Here is a 16,152-nt window from a genome sequence, read left to right as displayed (position 1 = left end):
CCGCGGCACGCCCCGACTCTTCACGAAAGGACATCGGGTCATGACGACACCGGTTCTGCAGATGCGGGAGATCGAAAAGAGCTTCCCTGGCGTCAAGGCGCTCCAGGGCGTCAGCCTCGACGTGAACCGGGGTGAGATCCTCGCGATCTGCGGCGAGAACGGCGCGGGCAAGTCCACGCTGATGAAGGTGCTCTCCGGGGTCTACCCGCACGGCACCTACGAGGGCGAGATCGTCTACGAGGGTGAAGTCGCAGCCTTCAGCTCGATCAACGCCTCAGAAGAGGCGGGGATCGTCATCATCCACCAGGAGCTCGCCCTCATCCCCTATCTGAGCGTTGCCGAGAACATCTTCCTCGGCAACGAGCGACGAGGTCGAAGCGGACTCATCGATTGGGACAGGGCGAACGCCGAAGCATCCGCTCTTCTCGCCCAGGTCGGTCTCGACGAGAACCCGACCACGCCCGTCGCCCAGCTCGGCGTCGGCAAGCAGCAACTCGTCGAGATCGCCAAGGCGCTGTCGAAGAATGTGCGCCTGCTGATCCTCGATGAGCCGACGGCGGCGCTCAACGACACCGACTCGGCGCACCTGCTCGAGCTGCTCAGACGCCTGCGCGACGGCGGGATGACGTCGATTATCATCTCGCACAAGCTCAACGAGATCGCCGAGATCGCCGACCGCACGACGATCATCCGCGACGGGCGCTCGATCGAGACCCTCGACATGCGAGACCCCGCATCGACGCAGGAGCGGATCATCCGCGGCATGGTCGGTCGCGACCTCGCACACCGCTACCCCGAGCGCACCTCGAACCCCGGCGAGGAGGTTCTGCGCATCGAGAACTGGTCGGTGAGCCACCCCACCCAGCCCGGTCGCGTCATGGTCGAAGACGCCTCTTTGACGGTGCGCGCCGGCGAGGTCGTCGGTATCGCCGGTCTCATGGGAGCCGGACGCACGGAGCTCGCCATGAGCGTGTTCGGCCGCACCTACGGTCGGCACGCACGCGGCAGAGTGTTCGTGAAAGGACGCGAGGTCGACACCTCGACCACGGACGCCGCGATCCGGGCCGGCATCGCCTACGCGACAGAGGATCGCAAGCGCTTCGGCCTCAACCTCATCGACGACATCCGCCACAACATCACCTTGGCGTCGCTGCGCAAGATCAGCCCCGGCGGCTGGATCGACGCGAACCGCGAGCTGAAGGTCGCGGAGCAGTACCGCACCGAGATGAACATCAAGACGCCCAGCGTGCTTCAGACCGTCGGGAACCTCTCCGGAGGCAACCAGCAGAAGGTCGTGCTGAGCAAGTGGATTCAGACCGAACCCGACGTCCTGATCCTCGACGAGCCGACCCGAGGCATCGACGTCGGTGCGAAGTACGAGATCTACACGATCATCAACCGACTGGTCGCAGAAGGAAAGGGCGTGCTGGTGATCTCCTCCGAGCTGCCAGAACTGCTCGGCATCTGCGACCGCATCTACACCCTGGCCTTCGGGAGGATCACCGGCGAACTCCCCACCTCGGAAGCGACCCAGGAGAACCTCATGCACCTCATGACCCTCGAAAGGACGGCCGCGCGATGACCGCCGCCAGCAACCTCGTAAGCTTCGCGACGCGGAACCTCCGCCAGAGCGGCATCCTCGTCGCCTTCATCGCGATCGTCGCGTTCTTCGCGATCCTCAAGCCGACGTTCCTGTCGGCGGGCAACCTCACGAACATCGTGCTGCAGTACTCGTACATCCTGATCCTCGCGATCGGCATGGTGATCGTGATCATCGCTGGTCACATCGACCTGTCAGTGGGGTCGGTCGTTGCGCTCACCGGAGCGACGGCTGCGGTCATCGTGATCCGCGGCCAGCAGCCGTGGTGGGTTGGCGTGCTCGCCGCGATCGCGGTCGGACTGCTCGTCGGCGTCTGGCAGGGCTTCTGGGTCGCATACGTGGGCATCCCCGCGTTCATCGTGACGCTCGCCGGCATGCTCCTGTTCCGCGGACTCACCTTCATCGTGCTCAGCAACGTCTCGCTCTCGCCTTTCGGCGGCGAGTACTACTCGATCGCGAACGGCTTCTTCAACGGGCTGCTCGGCGGCTACGGCGTCGACGTATTCACGCTTGTCATCTTCGCGATCGGCGTCGTCGGCTATGCGGTCTGGCAGGTGCGCAGCCGTCGCTCGAAGCTCGCCCATCAGCAGTCCGTCGAGGCGCTGGGCTGGTTCATCACGAAGATCGCCGTCATCGCGGCGGTCGTCATGTGGTTCGGCTATCAGCTCGGCACCAGCCGCGGTCTGCCGTTCGTGCTGATCATCCTCGCCGTGCTGATCATCGCGTACTCGGTGATCACGCAGAAGAGCGTGTTCGGTCGCCACGTCTACGCCATCGGCGGCAACCTGCACGCGGCTCTGCTCAGCGGTGTCAACGTGCGCAAGGTGAACTTCTGGATCTTCGTCAACATGGGGCTGCTCGCCGGTATCGCCGGCGTCGTGTTCTCCTCGCGCACCAACGGCGCGCAGCCTGGTGCCGGCAACATGTTCGAACTCGACGCGATCGCGGCGTGCTTCATCGGCGGCGCTGCGGTGACCGGCGGCGTCGGCCGGGTCGGCGGGGCGATCGTGGGCGGTCTGATCATGGCCGTGATGAGCAACGGCATGCAGCTCATGGGCCTCAACCAGGCAACGCAGCAGGTCGTCAAGGGCCTCGTGCTGCTCATCGCCGTCGCGTTCGACGTCTGGAACAAGCGCCGGGCGGGCGCCGCCCGCTGACGGTGCCGACGGCGGCCATGCGCGATATGCTCCCGCTATGAGCAGATGGTCTTCAGGCTCCCAGTCCGGGTTGCGCGAGGCCAACACTGCGAAGATCGTCGACGCGGTCAAACGCTTCGGCGGGCTCACCCAGGTAGAGCTCGCCGAAGCGACCAGCCTCTCGACGGCGACCGTCTCCACGATCGTCAAGGAACTCAGTCTCGCCGGCCTCGTCGAGACCCATCCCACCTCGCGCAGCGGGCGCCGGGCGCAGCTCGTCACGATCGCACGCCGCGCCGGCCTCGTCGCCGCCGTGCAGATCGGCAGTCGCGGCATGCGGGTGCGGCTATCGGACGTCGGGCAGGATGTGCTGGCCGACCGGTCGATGCCGCTTCCGATCGACCATGCTGAGGACACCGTCCTCGACCGGATCACGCTGCTCATCATCGACATGCTCGGGATGATCGCCGCAGACGCCGAGGACCTGATCGGCGTCTGCATCGCGATCCCGGCTCCGGTCGATCCCGGGACCGGTCTGATCGCCTACCGCGGGGTGATGCACCGCTGGGAGTCGCAACCAGTCTCCGAGGTCGTGCAGCAGCGCATCGGCTGCCCCGTGCTCGTCGAGAAGGATGCGAACCTCGCCGCCCTCGCGGAGGCGACACTGGGAACCGCGCGCGACGTCGAAGACAGCCTCTTCGTGCATGCCTCGTACACCACGAGCGCAGGCGTGGTGCTGGGCTCGCAGATCCATCGCGGGCGCTCCGGCACCGCCGGTGAGATCGGGCATGTGCAGGTCGACCCCGCCGGCTCGATCTGCGCCTGCGGGCAACGCGGATGCCTGGAGACGATCGCCGGCGCGGAGGCGGTCACCGCACCATTGCGTGCAACCTTCGGCCAGGTGACCTTCAAGGACGTGATCGCGCGCGCAGCATCCGGCGATCCCGGCTGCGCCCGTGTCGTCGCCGACGCCGCGGGCGCCCTCGGCCGTGTCGTGGCCGGTGCATACCAGTCGCTGGCGCCCGAGGTGATCACGGTCGGCGGAGAGCTCTCCGAGGCCGGCCCGATCTTCGGGCTGCCGTTCGCCGCCGCACTGCGCGAGAACCTGCCGTACAGCAGGATTCCGCGGCGGGAACCTGTGCCCTCCTCGTTCGGGCGGGATGCCGTGCTGGTCGGGGCGACCATCCATATCCTGCAGTCGACCGACCCGTCGCAGCTGTTCGAGGACCGCACGTGAACCTCACCGCAGCGCAGGCCGAGCCGCTGCTCACCCTCCGAGGAGTGTCCAAGAGCTTCGGCGCGGTGGTGGCGCTCACCGAGGTCGACTTCACGGTCAACGCCCGCGAGGTCGTCGGCCTCGTCGGCGACAACGCGGCCGGCAAGTCGACGCTCGCGAAGATCATCGCCGGCGCGCTGACGCCGACCTCGGGTGAGATCCGCATCAACGGCGAGCGCGTGGAGATCGCGAACCCCGCCGCCGCCACCCGGCTCGGCATCGCGACGGTGTTCCAGGATCTCGCGGTGTGCGAGAACCTCGACGTGACGGCCAACGTCTTCCTCGGCCGCGAGCTGCGAACGCCCAAGGGCCTCCTCCGCGAGGGGGAGATGGGACAGGCGACCAGGAGCGCGCTCCGCGACCTCGCAGCGAACATCCCCTCGATCCGCTCGCCGCTGAACGCGCTGTCCGGCGGGCAGCGCCAGGCGGTCGCGATCGCACGCACCCTCATCAGTCGTCCCCGCCTGGTCGTGCTCGATGAGCCGACCGCATCGCTCAGCGTGGCGCAGACCGCCGATGTGCTCACGCATATCGAGCAGCTGCGTGAACTCGGTCTCGGTGTCGTCTTCATCAGCCACAACATCGCCGATGTGCTCGCGGTCTCCGACCGCGTGGAGGTGCTCCGGCACGGCCGCAACAACGGCTCGTTCGCCAGCGCGGATGCCACCTACTCCGACCTCATCGCCGCCATCATCGGAACATACCCCGGACCTCCGAAGCACTCAGCGGGCTGACCCGCGCGGGCACCCGCGCGGGCATCGGTATCGTTGCGGGAATGACCCGCTCCTACCCCGCCACGATCGCGCACGCGGCCGAGAACGAGCTGGTCGTCAAGAAGTCGCGTTTCATCGCCCGCATCGAGCCCGTCTCGTCGCCGGAGGAGGCGGATGCCGTCATCGCCGGCATCCGCAAGCGGTTCTGGGATGCGCGGCACAACTGCAGCGCCATGATCACCGGGCTGCTCGGCGATCAGGCGCGCTCATCCGACGACGGCGAGCCCTCAGGGACCGCGGGGATCCCGATGCTGGAGGTGCTGCGCCGCCGGGACCTCACCGACGTCGTCGCCGTCGTGACGCGCTACTTCGGCGGGGTGAAGCTCGGTGCCGGGGGCCTCGTGCGCGCGTACTCGTCGGCGGTGTCCGAGGCGCTCGACGCCGCCGCCCTCGTGCGGCGCGAAGCGCTCACCGGGGTCACGATCGAGGTGCCGCACGCCGAGGCGGGGCGCTACGACAACCTGCTCCGCGAATGGACGGCGCACCACGGCGCACTGTTCGGCGATACCAGGTACGCGGCCTCGGCGGCGTTCGAGCTGTGGGTTCCGGACGGCGAGCTCGACCGGCTGCGCGACGACGTCGCCGCGGCGTCCGGCGGAGCTCTCGTCCCCGTGGTCGGCGCCGAGCGGATCGTCGACGTGCCCGCTTCCTGACGCCTCTGCGCCGACCCCCGCCGAGCCATAGGCCGGGACGGTAGCGTAGACGTCGTGTTCGACAGCCCGCTCTCGGCCTCGGCGTACGAGGTGCTCGGCGTCGACCCGGCCGTCGACCATGACGAGCTGCGGCGCGCGTACCGGCTGCGCCTGCGGCAGACGCACCCCGACACCGGCGGCGATGCCGCGGTCTTCATACAGGTGCAGTACGCGTGGGAGCTCGTCGGCACGCCGGAGAGCCGGGCCGCGTACGACCGCGGGCACGGGTTCGCCGCCGAGAGCGAGTGGAGCGGATGGCGCGTGCAGACCGCACGAGCGGACACGCGCCCTCGGGCCCGCTCCTATGGTCATCCCGGCGGGTGGCGGCGGGAGCGCTACCTCGCGCTCATCCGCGAGTGGGCGGGCGTCGGCGCGGAGGTTCCCGACCCGTACGATCCCGCGCTGGTCCGGCAGGCGCCGCGCGAGCTGCGGCGACTGCTCGCCGATGCCCTCGCGGAGGAGGCGACGGCGCGGGCCGTCGCCGACCTCGGGATGGGGTTCACCGTCTGGCACGACGTCGCCACAGGCCCCGACCCGGAGGACAAGCTCGACCACGTCGTCCTCAGCCCCTCCGGCCTCTACGGCGTGATGTCCGAGGACTTCGGAGGCGTCGTCGGGTTCCGCCGCGGCGAGATCACCGGCCCGGCCATCGGTGTGTGCGCCCCGGTGACCGCCCTCCTCGCCCGCATGCGCGTCACCGCTCGCGCAGCCCGGGTCCGGTTCGGCGGGGCGATCGTCGTGCTGCCGGACGACGATCTCGTGCAGGCGGTCACCCCGATGGGCACGATCCGCGGCGTGCCGGTCGTCGTGGTCCGCCGGAGCGCGCTGAGCACGGTGCTCCGCCAGGGCGTGCCCGGCGCCCGGGCCATCGGCGGCAACGAGCTGTTCGACGTGCGCACGCGGCTGCAGCAGACCGTGCGCTTCGTCTGAGGCCCGCCGGCATCCGTTCTTTTGAATAGCTAAAAAGAACGTGTACAGTCGGAGCATGGACACCGATCTCGACTCCGCGCTTCGCGACGCGGGTCTTCGTGCGACTGCGGGCCGCGTCGCCGTTCTCGAGGTGCTGGCGTCCATGGCCCACACGGATGCCGAGCGGGTCTACCGCGCGGTGTCCGAAGTGCTTCCGACCACGTCGATCCAGTCGGTGCACAACATCCTCGCGGACCTGACGACGGCGGGCCTCATCCGCCGGATCGAACCGGCAGGCTCCGCAGCGCTCTACGAACGGCGCGTCGGCGACAACCATCACCACGTCGTGTGCACCGCCTGCGGTGCCATCGGCGACGTGGACTGCGTGGTCGGCGAGGCGCCGTGCCTCTCCCCGTCCAGCACGGGGGGATTCACCGTTCAGACAGCAGAAGTCACCTTCTGGGGCCTGTGCCCCAGTTGCCAGAACGCCGCGCTCTAGGCATCCGTCGATCGCCCACCCCTCGGAAGGGGTGTTCGTCGCGCCCGCGCGCAGAAGGAGTCATCATGACCGAGCCCACCCCTCCCACCACCACCCAGACCGGCACGCCCGTCGCGAGCGACGCGCATTCGCTCACCGTCGGGGCCGACGGCCCCACCGTGCTCCACGACCGCTACCTCGTCGAGAAGCTCGCCTCGTTCAACCGCGAGCGCGTGCCGGAGCGCAACCCGCACGCCAAGGGCGGTGGCGCGTTCGGCGAGTTCGTCGTGACCGAGGACGTCTCCGCCTACACCCGCGCCGCGGTGTTCCAGCCGGGAGCGGTCAGCGAGACGCTGCTGCGCTTCTCGTCGGTCGCCGGCGAGCAGGGCTCCCCCGACACCTGGCGCGACGTGCGCGGCTTCGCGCTGCGCTTCTACACGACCGAGGGCAACCTCGACATCGTCGGCAACAACACCCCGACCTTCTTCCTGCGCGATGCGATGAAGTTCCCCGACTTCATCCACTCGCAGAAGCGACTCGGCGACTCGGGGCTGCGCGATGCCGACATGCAGTGGGACTTCTGGACGCTCTCTCCCGAGACCGCCCACCAGGTCACCTATCTCATGGGCGACCGGGGGCTCCCGCGCAGCTGGCGGCACATGAACGGGTACGGCTCGCACACCTACCAGTGGGTGAACGCCGCGGGCGAGCGGTTCTGGGTGCAGTACCACTTCCTGTCCAACCAGGGCGTCGAGGCGATGAGCGCGGAGGAGGCTGAGAAGCTCGCGGGTTCGGATGCCGATTACTACCGTCGCGACCTGTTCGACGCGATCGCCGACGGAGACTTCCCGTCGTGGGACGTGTACGTGCAGATCATGCCGTACGAGGAGGCGAAGCAGTACCGCTTCAACCCGTTCGATCTCACCAAGACCTGGTCGAAGAAGGACTATCCGCGCATCAAGGTCGGCACGTTCACGCTGAACCGCAACCCGCAGAACTTCTTCGCCGAGATCGAGCAGGCGGCGTTCTCGCCCGGAAACCAGGTGCCGGGCACCGGCATCTCCCCCGACAAGATGCTGATGGCCAGGGTGTTCGCCTACTCCGACGCGCAGCGCTACCGCATCGGCGCGAACTACAACCAGTTGCCGGTGAACCAGCCGCACGCGGCCGAGGTGCGAAACTACATGCACGAGGGGCAGATGCAGTACCGGTTCAACCCGGCCGAGCACCGCGTCTACACGCCGAACTCGTTCGGTGCGGTGGGCGGACCGGCGGCGGATGCCGCGGTCGGCGTCGAGGCAAGCTGGGAGTCCGACGGGGCGCTGATGCGCTCGGCGGCCACGCTGCACGCCGAGGATGACGACTTCGGCCAGGCCGGGACGCTCTACCGCGAGGTGTTCGACGATGCGCAGCGCGCCCGGTTCCTGGAGACACTGACGGGGCAGGGGCGCTCGATCACCATCGATGCGATCCGCGAGCGGTTTTTCCAGTACTGGACGAATGTCGACGCCGCACTCGGCGAGGCGCTGCGCCAGAGCGTTCCGGCCGCCGAGAACAACCTCGACAAGGAGCTCGCGAGCCTCTGAGCCCCTGGCGTGTCGACCAGGTGGGGGTGGGAACCGGGGCGGGATGCCGCAGCATCCGTTCAGCGCGTCGCGGCGCCGCTCACCGGCCGATGCCGTCGCGGAGGCGGCGCGTACTCGTCGCGCTTGCTGGTTCCGACGCCCATCCCCACCATTCCCGCTGCCATCCCGACGGCCGCGGCGACGCCGTCGACCACCGGGACCCCGACTCTGATCGTCAGCTCCCGGCACAGGTCGGCCATCCCCGCGCAGCCGAGGACGATCACGTCGGCCTCGGCATCCACTGCCGCTGCGCACAGCTCCGCGATGCGCTCGACCGACTCCGACGTCGCGTCCTCCAGGTCGAGGACGGGGATGCCGGTGCCGGCCAGCGACACGCACGCCTCGGTCATCCCGTACCGCATGACGAGGTCTCGAGCCCGTCCGAGCGTGCGCGTGAGTGTCGTGACGACTCCGAAGGTCCTGCCGGCGACCGTCGCGACGTGCATCGCCGCTTCCGCGATTCCCACCACGGGCACGTCGACGAGCTCGCGCGCCGCGTCAAGACCGGGATCGCCGAAGCAGGCGATCACGTAGGCGTCGCTGCCGCCGCGGCGCTGATCCTCCTCGATGAGATCGATCACCGCCACGGCCGCGAACGCCTCGTCGACGTGGCTCTCGATCGCGTCGGGACCCTCGTCGGGGCAGACCGCGTCGATCTCGACATGCGACCCCGCCACCTCCCGGGCGACAGCGGCGATCTTCGCCGTCATCGCCCGGGAGGTATTCGGGTTGAGGAGCGTGATCCTCATGCAGTCTCCGCCGCGGCCTCGACCGTGCCGTCCGAGATGCCCTCGGATTCGCCCTCGAAGGTCGGCACCTTCGGGTCGATCCGCTCGAGCATCGCGAAGACGAGGAAGCCGAGTCCGCAGCCGATGAACCACGTGAAGTTCCCGATCCACGAGATGTCGAACAGGCCGAGGTCGGCGAGCATCTTCGGAGCGATCGCGATGATGATCGTCGGCACGCCTGCGATCAGCAACGCCTTGACGGCATTGGGGTTGTAGCCGTTGCGGTACCAGTAGGCGCCGCTCTCCGACATCGAGAACATGTCGTCGGTCTTGATCCGCTGGCGCGCGGCAACGTAGTAGCCGGCGATCAGCAGACCGAACAGCGGTCCGATGAGGGCGGCGAGCACGCCGAGCGAATAGTGGATGGCCGTGGCATCCGAGTACCAGTTCCACGGCAGCAGGAACACCGATCCGACGGCGGCGATCATGCCGCCGAGACGCCACGAGATCTTGTGCGGGGCGACGTTGGAGAAGTCGAACGCCGGAGCGATGAAGTTCGCGACGATGTTGATGCCGACCGTGGCGGTCACGAACGTGAGACCGCCGAGGAGGATCGCGAACGGGGTGTCGATCCGCTCGACCGTGTGAATCGGGTCGGTGATGAGCTCGCCGAACACGGGGACGGTGGCGGATGCGGTGATCACCGTGAGCAGCGAGAAGAACAGGAAGTTCACCGGCAGGCCCCAGAGGTTGCCCTTCTTGACGGCGGCGAACGTCTTGCCGTAGCGCGCGAAGTCGCCGAAGTTCAGCATCGGGCCGGAGAAGTACGACACCACGATGCCGATGGCCATGAACATCAGACCCACCGAGCCCCAGAATCCGACCGCCGGCTGGCTGGAATCGGAGAGGTCGAAGCTGATGTTCTCCCAGCCCGCCTGCGACACCAGGTAGATCGCGAGGACGATCATGACGACGTAGACGGCGGGGCCCGCCCAGTCGATGAACCGACGGATCACCTCCATGCCGTTCCAGAACAGCGCGACCTGCGCGACCCACAGGATCGCGTACGAGATCCATCCGAGCGCCGAGAGGCCCAGGAAGCCGACGTCGACGAGCGCGGCCGCCCCGGGGATGAACTTGAGGAAGATGATGTTGAGCGACTCGGCCGCGAGAAACGTCTGCACGCCGTACCAGGCGATCGCGATCACTCCGCGGATGATGGCAGGGATGTTGGCGCCCTTGACGCCGAAGATCGCACGGTTGATCACGGGGTACGGCACCCCGGTCTTCTGGCTCGGCTTGGCGACCAGGTTGGCGAACACCTGCACGATCACGATGCCGACGACGAGGGCGACGAGCACCTGCCAGGCCGCGATTCCGAGCGCGAACAGCGAGCCGGCGGTGACGTAGCCGCCCACCGAGTGCACGTCAGACATCCAGAACGCGAAGATGTTGTACGCGGACCACTTCTGCTTGCGAAGCGGGGCGAGGTCTTCGTTGGCGAGACGCGGATCGTAGTGCGGCTTCATGTTCCCGGATCCCTCCGGGAAGCCTGCCGCTTCGACGATGTCCTGCGGTTTGGTGAGGGGCGCCGGTGGCGCCGACGGCGGTGAAGAAGGGGTCATTTCCGTACCTTCCGAATGGGGGAGAGTGGAGGTCGTGATGCGAGGGAACGCGCCGTCGGGTTCCTGGCGGATGCCACTGAAAGTGAAGCTATTGCTTCACGAGGTGTCACGGGTTTCCTCGCTGTTACAAGGGTGTGAAGTTGCCGCTTAACGAGAGGGCGGTCGCACGCTGGCTGATCGTGCACGAGGCGCCCTGACGCGCGAGGCCGTCAGCGGGCGTCGTACCGGGCGCGGGACTCCTCGATCGCCGCACGGTTCTCCATCGCCCAATCGCCGATCGTCCGCGCGATGGGGATGAGCGTGCCGCCGAGCGCGGTGAGCTCGTACTCGACGCGGGGCGGCACCTCAGCGTGCACCGTGCGGCTGACGAGGCCGTCGCGCTCGAGCTGACGGAGGGTGAGCGTCAGCATCCGTTGGGAGATCCCGGGGATGTGCTTGAGCAGTTCGCTGAAGCGCAGCCGGTCGCCGCGCAGCGTCGCGATGAGCAGCAGCGACCACTTGTCGCCGACGCGATCGAGCACCTCGCGGATCACACGGCCGGCGCCATCGTCGACCGAGCAGGAGCTCTCGTACCCCGGGAAACCGGCCGCCGTGCACCCATCGGTGTGCGCCGGTGACACCGATGTGCCTTTTGCATGCGTCGTCATCGTGCTCCATCCTTGGTTACTGATCGTAACAAAGACACAGAACGGAACAACGGATGCTGATCGCACTCTGGATCGTCGGCGGCCTGCTCGCCATCGCCATGCTCGGCGCGGGCGTCATGAAGCTCGTCACCCCGAAGACCGCCCTGGCGGAGAAGGGCATGGCCTGGACCGAGGACTTCTCCGCCGGCGCCATCAAGGCGATCGCCGCCCTCGAGGTCCTCGGCGCACTCGGGCTGATCCTGCCGCTGCTGACGGGCATCGCCCCGATCCTCACGCCTCTCGCCGGCACCGGCCTCGCCATCATCATGATCGGCGCCATCGTCGTGCACGTGCGCCGCAAGGAGGCCTTCGCCCCGGCGCTCGTGCTCGCGCTGCTGGCCGCGGCGAGCGCGGTGCTCGGGTTCCTCTTCGTGCTCTGATCCCTTCCGGGACGGGCCTCCGGCGGGGAGTCGGGGCGTCAGATGCCCGAGTGGGTGACGCGCTGGATGCCGGAGCGGCGGATGCCGGGCATGATTGTTCCGTGGCGGCTCACCTCCCAGATCTCACCTCCGTGCCCGCGCCCCAGCAGGTGTACGCCGCCGACGGCACGAGGCTCGCGACCTACACCTGGGGCGAGCTCGACGCCCCGATGGTCGTCGCCGTGCACGGCTTCGCGTCGAGCGCGCGCGACAACTGGGCGCTCACGGGCTGGGTGCGCGAGCTGATCCGCGCCGGATACCGGGTGCTCGCGCTCGACCAGCGCGGCCATGGTCTCAGCGCGAAGCCGCACGAGTCCGGGGCCTATGGCATCCGCACCCTCGTCGAAGACGTCGAGTCCGTGCTCGACGCTTACCTCGTCGACGACGCCTTCTACGTCGGCTACTCCCTCGGCGCCCGCGTGGGGTGGGAGGTCGTGCGCGAGCTGCCCCACCGCATCGGCCGCGCCGTGCTCGGAGGGGTTCCCGACGGCATCCCTCTCGCCCGCTTGAACCTCGAGCAGTTGCGCGCCTATCTCGCCGACGGCACCCCTGTCGACGATCGGACCACGCAGAACTACATCGCCCTCACCGAGCGCGTGCCCGGCAACGACCTGCGCGCGCTGGTCGCCCTGGCCGAGGGCATGCGCGCCTCGCGCACGATCGATCCCGATCCGTCGGACGCCCCGACGCGGCCGATCCTGTTCGCTACGGGGTCGAAGGACGCGATCATCGAAGGGTCGAAGGCGCTGGCATCCGCCGCTCCCAACGGCACGTTCTTCGAGATCCCGGATCGCAACCACTTCAACGCCCCCGGCTCACGCGCCTTCAAGGAGGCCGCGCTGGCCTTCCTCGCGCAGTAGCCTGATCCGAGGTGTCGGCCGCCGGTTCGCGAAGGGACTGCGCCGCCGGATCACAGACGCCGGATCAGAGCCGCCGGATCAGACCTCGGCGCGCTTCGGCAGCACCCAGCCTGCACGCGGGAAGTGGCAGGTGTAGCCGTTCGGGTAGCGGAGCAGGTAGTCCTGGTGCTCGGGCTCGGCCTCCCAGAACGGACCCTCGGGCTCGATCGTGGTGACGGCGTTGCCCGGCCAGAGGCCGGAGGCGTCGACGTCGGCGATGGTCTCCCGGGCGATCCGCTCCTGCTCGGGGCTGAGCGGGAAGATCGCCGAGCGGTAGCTCGAGCCGATGTCGTTGCCCTGGCGGTTCAGCGTCGACGGGTCGTGGATCTGGAAGAAGAAGGCAAGAATGTCGCGATACGTCGTCTTCGTCGGGTCGAACACGATCTCCACGGCTTCGGCGTGACCCGGGTGGTTGCGGTACGTGGCGTGGTCGTTCGAGCCGCCCGTGTACCCGACCCGGGTCTCGAGCACACCGGGCTGGCGGCGGATCAGGTCCTCCATGCCCCAGAAGCAGCCGCCGGCGAGCACGGCGGTCTCGGTGCCGGGAGTGCGGGTGATGGTGCCGGTGTCGGTCATGGTGCTCCTCGTTGGTGGCGGCGTCGGCGGCGTTCGCGTTACGGAGTAGTGCAACGCAATCGATAGTCTGACTGTTCCACAGTCGAATCCCGGGGGGACACCACATGTCAGTTGGAATGCTCGCTGTCGTCGATGACATCCTCAGCGCGGCGATGAAGGCTTCGGCGAAGGCCGCCGGGGTCGTGATCGACGACGCCGCCGTGACCCCGCAGTACGTGCAGGGGATCACCCCGGCGCGCGAGCTTCCCGTGGTGGGCAAGATCGCGCTGGGGTCGCTGGCGAACAAGTTCCTCATCGTCCTGCCCATCGCGCTGCTGCTGACCGCGTTCGCGCCGTGGGTGCTGCCGTTCCTGCTGATCCTCGGCGGAACGTACCTGTGCTTCGAGGGCGCGGAGAAGGTGCTCGAGTGGTTCGGCGTGCAGCACGACCACGCTGACGAGGGCGACCGCGATGAGAACCGCCTGGTGTGGGGCGCGGTGCGCACCGACCTCATCCTCTCCACCGAGATCATGCTCATCTCCCTGGCGAATCTCGAAGACGGTCTGGACATCTGGGCGACCCTGGCGATCCTCGCCGTGATCGCCCTCATCATGACCGGTGCCGTGTACGGCGCTGTGGCGCTGCTGGTGAAGATCGACGACATCGGGCTGAGGATGGTGAAGAGCTCCGAGAAGCGAGTGCGGCACCTCGGCACGAGTATCGTGCGGTCGATGCCGGCGGTCTTCCGCTTCATCAGCATCCTGGGAACGGTCGCCATGCTATGGGTCGGCGGACATCTCGTGCTCGTCAACCTCGACGAAGTCGGCCTGCCCTTCGGCGCGGACATCCTGCACGGCATCGAGCACCTGCTCGAGCCCCTCGGCGGCGCGATCGTCTGGATCGGCGACTCCCTCTTCTCGGCCATCGCGGGACTCGTCATCGGATTGATCGTCGTCGGGGTGGTGCTCGGCATCGGACGGATGCTGGGCAAGAAGCCCTCGTTCCACGAGGGCGAGGAGTCCCCCGACGCAGTCTCGTCGCACTGACCCGCGGCGGTCGCAGCAGCCGTCGGTCCGAGAGTTTCCCGTACAGGGCAACCTCCCCCGAGCTCCCGGGCACCCTCACGGTGCGGCTGGACGAGCCCCCATCCCACAGGGCGACCGCCCCGAGAGGGCGAATCCCACAGCGGAGTTTGTCAAGGCGGGTGAGGCCGGTGGGTGTTAGGCGGCGAGTTGGAGCTCGTCGGTGGGTGGCTGGTTGATCCAGGCGGCCGGGTTCCGGTCGAGGATCTTCGGTCGCGCCTGTGCGCGGGTGCCGAAGCGTTCAGGGTGGGCTCGGCGGGCGGCGTCGAGTGCGGCGTCACGGTTCTGGTCGATCTGGTCGGCGTGGCCGTAGTGGACGTCGGCGGGGGTGTGCATGCCGATCCCGGTGTGCCGGTGGTGATGGTTGTAGGCGTGGACGAACTCGTCCATGAACCGGCGGGCGTGGGCGAGGTCGTCGAACCGGTCGGGGAACAGCGGCAGGTACTTCATCGTCTTGAACAACGATTCCGAGTAGGGGTTGTCGTTGGACACGTGCGGGCGGGATCTCGACTTCGTGACGCCCAGGTCCGCGAGCAGCGTCGTCACGGTCTTGGACGTCATCGAGGGTCCGCCGTCGGAGTGCACGACCTCGGGGGTGCCGTGGATCCCGAACGCGTCGAGCATCATCTCCTTCGCGAGTGCGCCATCCTCGCAGGCGTGCACGATCGCGCCGACGATGTAGCGGGAGAAGATGTCGATCATCACGTACGCGTCGTAGTAGGTGCCCTTCACCGGGCCGGCGAGTTTCGTGATGTCCCACGAGTACACCTGACCGGGGCTCGTCGCGATCAGCTCGGGGATCTTCCTCGGCGGATGCGACGCGAGGCGGCGGCGTTCGCGGACCTGCTGGTTCTCGGCCAGCACCCGGTACATCGTCGACACCGACCCGACGTACTGGCCGCGTTCGAGGAGGATCGCGTAGACCTGCAACGGCGGCTTATCGACGAACTCCTCACTGTTCAGCACTGCCAGCACCGCGGCCCGCTCGAGGCCGGTGAGCTTGTTGACCGGGGCAGGGCGCCCCAGCGCCGCCGGCTCGGGGCGCTGGGCGCGAGCGACAGCACGCGCCCAGGTGGCTCGCGGCACCCCAGTCAGCTCAGCGGCGTGACGGGTAGGGACTCCCGCGCCGGCCAGCTCGGCATAGGCGGTCATCAGCGCTGCCCGCGACGCTTGTCGGTGTCCGCGCTCTCGGAGATCTGCTCCAAGAGCGCGTGCGCTTTTCCCATGATCGAAAGCGCCATCTCGGTCGTCGCGAGCTTCTGCTCCGCGTTCGCGAGCTGCCGGCGCAGCCTCGCGATCTCGGCCTGCTCCCGCGACGATGACCCGACCACGTCACCGGGCTGCTTCCCCTCGAACAAGCCGGCGTCACGCTGGCGGCGCCACTCCGACATCAACGAGGAGTACAGGCCCTCGCCACGCAGGTACGCGGCGCCCTGCCCGCTCTCACACGCCGTCTCGTACTCGGACAGGTACTTCAGCTTCTGCGCGGGCGTGAACGAACGACGACGGGCCGGGCCGTCCGGGTTCGAGGGCGCGCTCACCACTCCATCATCCATCGCGACCAGCGCGACCGAGGAACTCAAACTCATCGAAACAGGTAATCCTTCAACTCGCCCTGCGGGCGGACTTGCTACGAACCGGTGGACTCACCCAACCCTGACACGCAGGG

At 68.1% G+C, this 16,152-nt stretch carries 16 protein-coding genes; 11 read left to right on the top strand and 5 right to left on the bottom strand.

The features are described from left to right. Nucleotides 1–40: 40 nt before the first annotated feature. The 8 genes from mmsA to QM568_RS04680 all read left to right on the top strand — a co-directional run bounded on the left by mmsA (nt 41) and on the right by QM568_RS04680 (nt 8,450). Nucleotides 41–1,582, top strand: a complete 1,542-nt coding sequence (gene mmsA, locus QM568_RS04715) for a multiple monosaccharide ABC transporter ATP-binding protein (protein ID WP_415136336.1) — start codon at nt 41–43, stop codon at nt 1,580–1,582. Continuing rightward, the gene (mmsB, locus tag QM568_RS04710; RefSeq protein WP_415136332.1) at nt 1,579–2,757 is read left to right on the top strand and encodes a multiple monosaccharide ABC transporter permease; all 1,179 of its coding nucleotides are present in this window, start codon (nt 1,579–1,581) and stop codon (nt 2,755–2,757) included. The genes mmsA and mmsB overlap by 4 nt, the downstream gene beginning before the upstream one ends. Nucleotides 2,758–2,794: 37 nt before the next feature. Next, nucleotides 2,795–3,973, top strand: a complete 1,179-nt coding sequence (locus QM568_RS04705) for an ROK family transcriptional regulator (RefSeq protein WP_415136330.1) — start codon at nt 2,795–2,797, stop codon at nt 3,971–3,973. Then, complete coding sequence (locus QM568_RS04700; protein WP_415136328.1) at nt 3,970–4,746, top strand: ATP-binding cassette domain-containing protein; 777 nt, start codon at nt 3,970–3,972, stop codon at nt 4,744–4,746. Before QM568_RS04705 ends, QM568_RS04700 begins: the two co-directional genes overlap by 4 nt. Before the next feature lie 41 nt (nt 4,747–4,787). Continuing rightward, nucleotides 4,788–5,438, top strand: coding sequence for an IMPACT family protein (locus tag QM568_RS04695; RefSeq protein WP_415136326.1), 651 nt, complete (start codon nt 4,788–4,790; stop codon nt 5,436–5,438). Nucleotides 5,439–5,492: 54 nt separating this feature from the next. Continuing rightward, a complete protein-coding gene (locus QM568_RS04690) occupies nt 5,493–6,407 on the top strand; it encodes a J domain-containing protein (protein ID WP_415136324.1) in 915 nt (304 codons plus the stop codon). A gap of 55 nt (nt 6,408–6,462) precedes the next feature. Next, nucleotides 6,463–6,885, top strand: coding sequence for a Fur family transcriptional regulator (locus QM568_RS04685; protein ID WP_415136322.1), 423 nt, complete (start codon nt 6,463–6,465; stop codon nt 6,883–6,885). Between the two features lie 65 nt (nt 6,886–6,950). Then, a complete protein-coding gene (locus QM568_RS04680; RefSeq protein ID WP_415136320.1) occupies nt 6,951–8,450 on the top strand; it encodes a catalase in 1,500 nt (499 codons plus the stop codon). A 59-nt stretch (nt 8,451–8,509) separates the two neighbouring features. On the opposite strand, the gene QM568_RS04675 is transcribed toward QM568_RS04680, so the two are convergent. The 3 genes from QM568_RS04675 to QM568_RS04665 all read right to left on the bottom strand — a co-directional run bounded on the left by QM568_RS04675 (nt 8,510) and on the right by QM568_RS04665 (nt 11,489). Continuing rightward, nucleotides 8,510–9,238: an aspartate/glutamate racemase family protein gene (locus QM568_RS04675; RefSeq protein ID WP_415136318.1), complete on the bottom strand. Its 729-nt coding sequence runs from the start codon at nt 9,236–9,238 to the stop codon at nt 8,510–8,512. After that, nucleotides 9,235–10,842 (bottom strand): NCS1 family nucleobase:cation symporter-1, encoded by a 1,608-nt coding sequence (locus QM568_RS04670; RefSeq protein ID WP_415136316.1) that lies wholly within the window; start codon nt 10,840–10,842, stop codon nt 9,235–9,237. Before QM568_RS04670 ends, QM568_RS04675 begins: the two co-directional genes overlap by 4 nt. A gap of 209 nt (nt 10,843–11,051) precedes the next feature. Then, nucleotides 11,052–11,489 carry a winged helix-turn-helix transcriptional regulator gene (locus QM568_RS04665; protein ID WP_415136314.1) on the bottom strand — a complete coding sequence of 146 codons (438 nt, stop codon included), beginning with the start codon at nt 11,487–11,489 and terminating at the stop codon, nt 11,052–11,054. A gap of 53 nt (nt 11,490–11,542) precedes the next feature. Here QM568_RS04665 and QM568_RS04660 point away from each other — a divergent pair, with 53 nt between their 5' ends. Both QM568_RS04660 and QM568_RS04655 read left to right on the top strand, forming a co-directional pair. Then, nucleotides 11,543–11,908: a DoxX family protein gene (locus QM568_RS04660; RefSeq protein ID WP_415136312.1), complete on the top strand. Its 366-nt coding sequence runs from the start codon at nt 11,543–11,545 to the stop codon at nt 11,906–11,908. Nucleotides 11,909–12,009: 101 nt separating this feature from the next. Further along, nucleotides 12,010–12,807: an alpha/beta fold hydrolase gene (locus QM568_RS04655; RefSeq protein ID WP_415136310.1), complete on the top strand. Its 798-nt coding sequence runs from the start codon at nt 12,010–12,012 to the stop codon at nt 12,805–12,807. A gap of 78 nt (nt 12,808–12,885) precedes the next feature. Here QM568_RS04655 and msrA read toward each other — a convergent pair whose 3' ends face one another. Next, a complete protein-coding gene (gene msrA, locus QM568_RS04650; RefSeq protein WP_415136308.1) occupies nt 12,886–13,422 on the bottom strand; it encodes a peptide-methionine (S)-S-oxide reductase MsrA in 537 nt (178 codons plus the stop codon). Nucleotides 13,423–13,526: 104 nt separating this feature from the next. On the opposite strand from msrA, the gene QM568_RS04645 reads away from it, so the two are divergent. Next, nucleotides 13,527–14,447, top strand: a complete 921-nt coding sequence (locus QM568_RS04645) for a DUF808 family protein (protein WP_415136306.1) — start codon at nt 13,527–13,529, stop codon at nt 14,445–14,447. Nucleotides 14,448–14,621: 174 nt separating this feature from the next. Here the strand turns inward: QM568_RS04645 and QM568_RS04640 are convergent. Beyond that, a protein-coding gene (locus QM568_RS04640; RefSeq protein WP_415136334.1) for an IS3 family transposase occupies nt 14,622–16,039 on the bottom strand; the annotation gives its coding sequence in 2 pieces (ribosomal slippage) (nt 14,622–15,697 and nt 15,697–16,039; 1,419 coding nt in all). Nucleotides 16,040–16,152 lie beyond the last annotated feature (113 nt).

Origin of the sequence: Microbacterium sp., assembly GCF_047607465.1 — a bacterium.
GTDB lineage: Bacteria > Actinomycetota > Actinomycetes > Actinomycetales > Microbacteriaceae > Microbacterium.
Note: the sequence above shows the minus strand (reverse complement) of the source record. Positions and strands in the feature narration are given on the sequence as shown.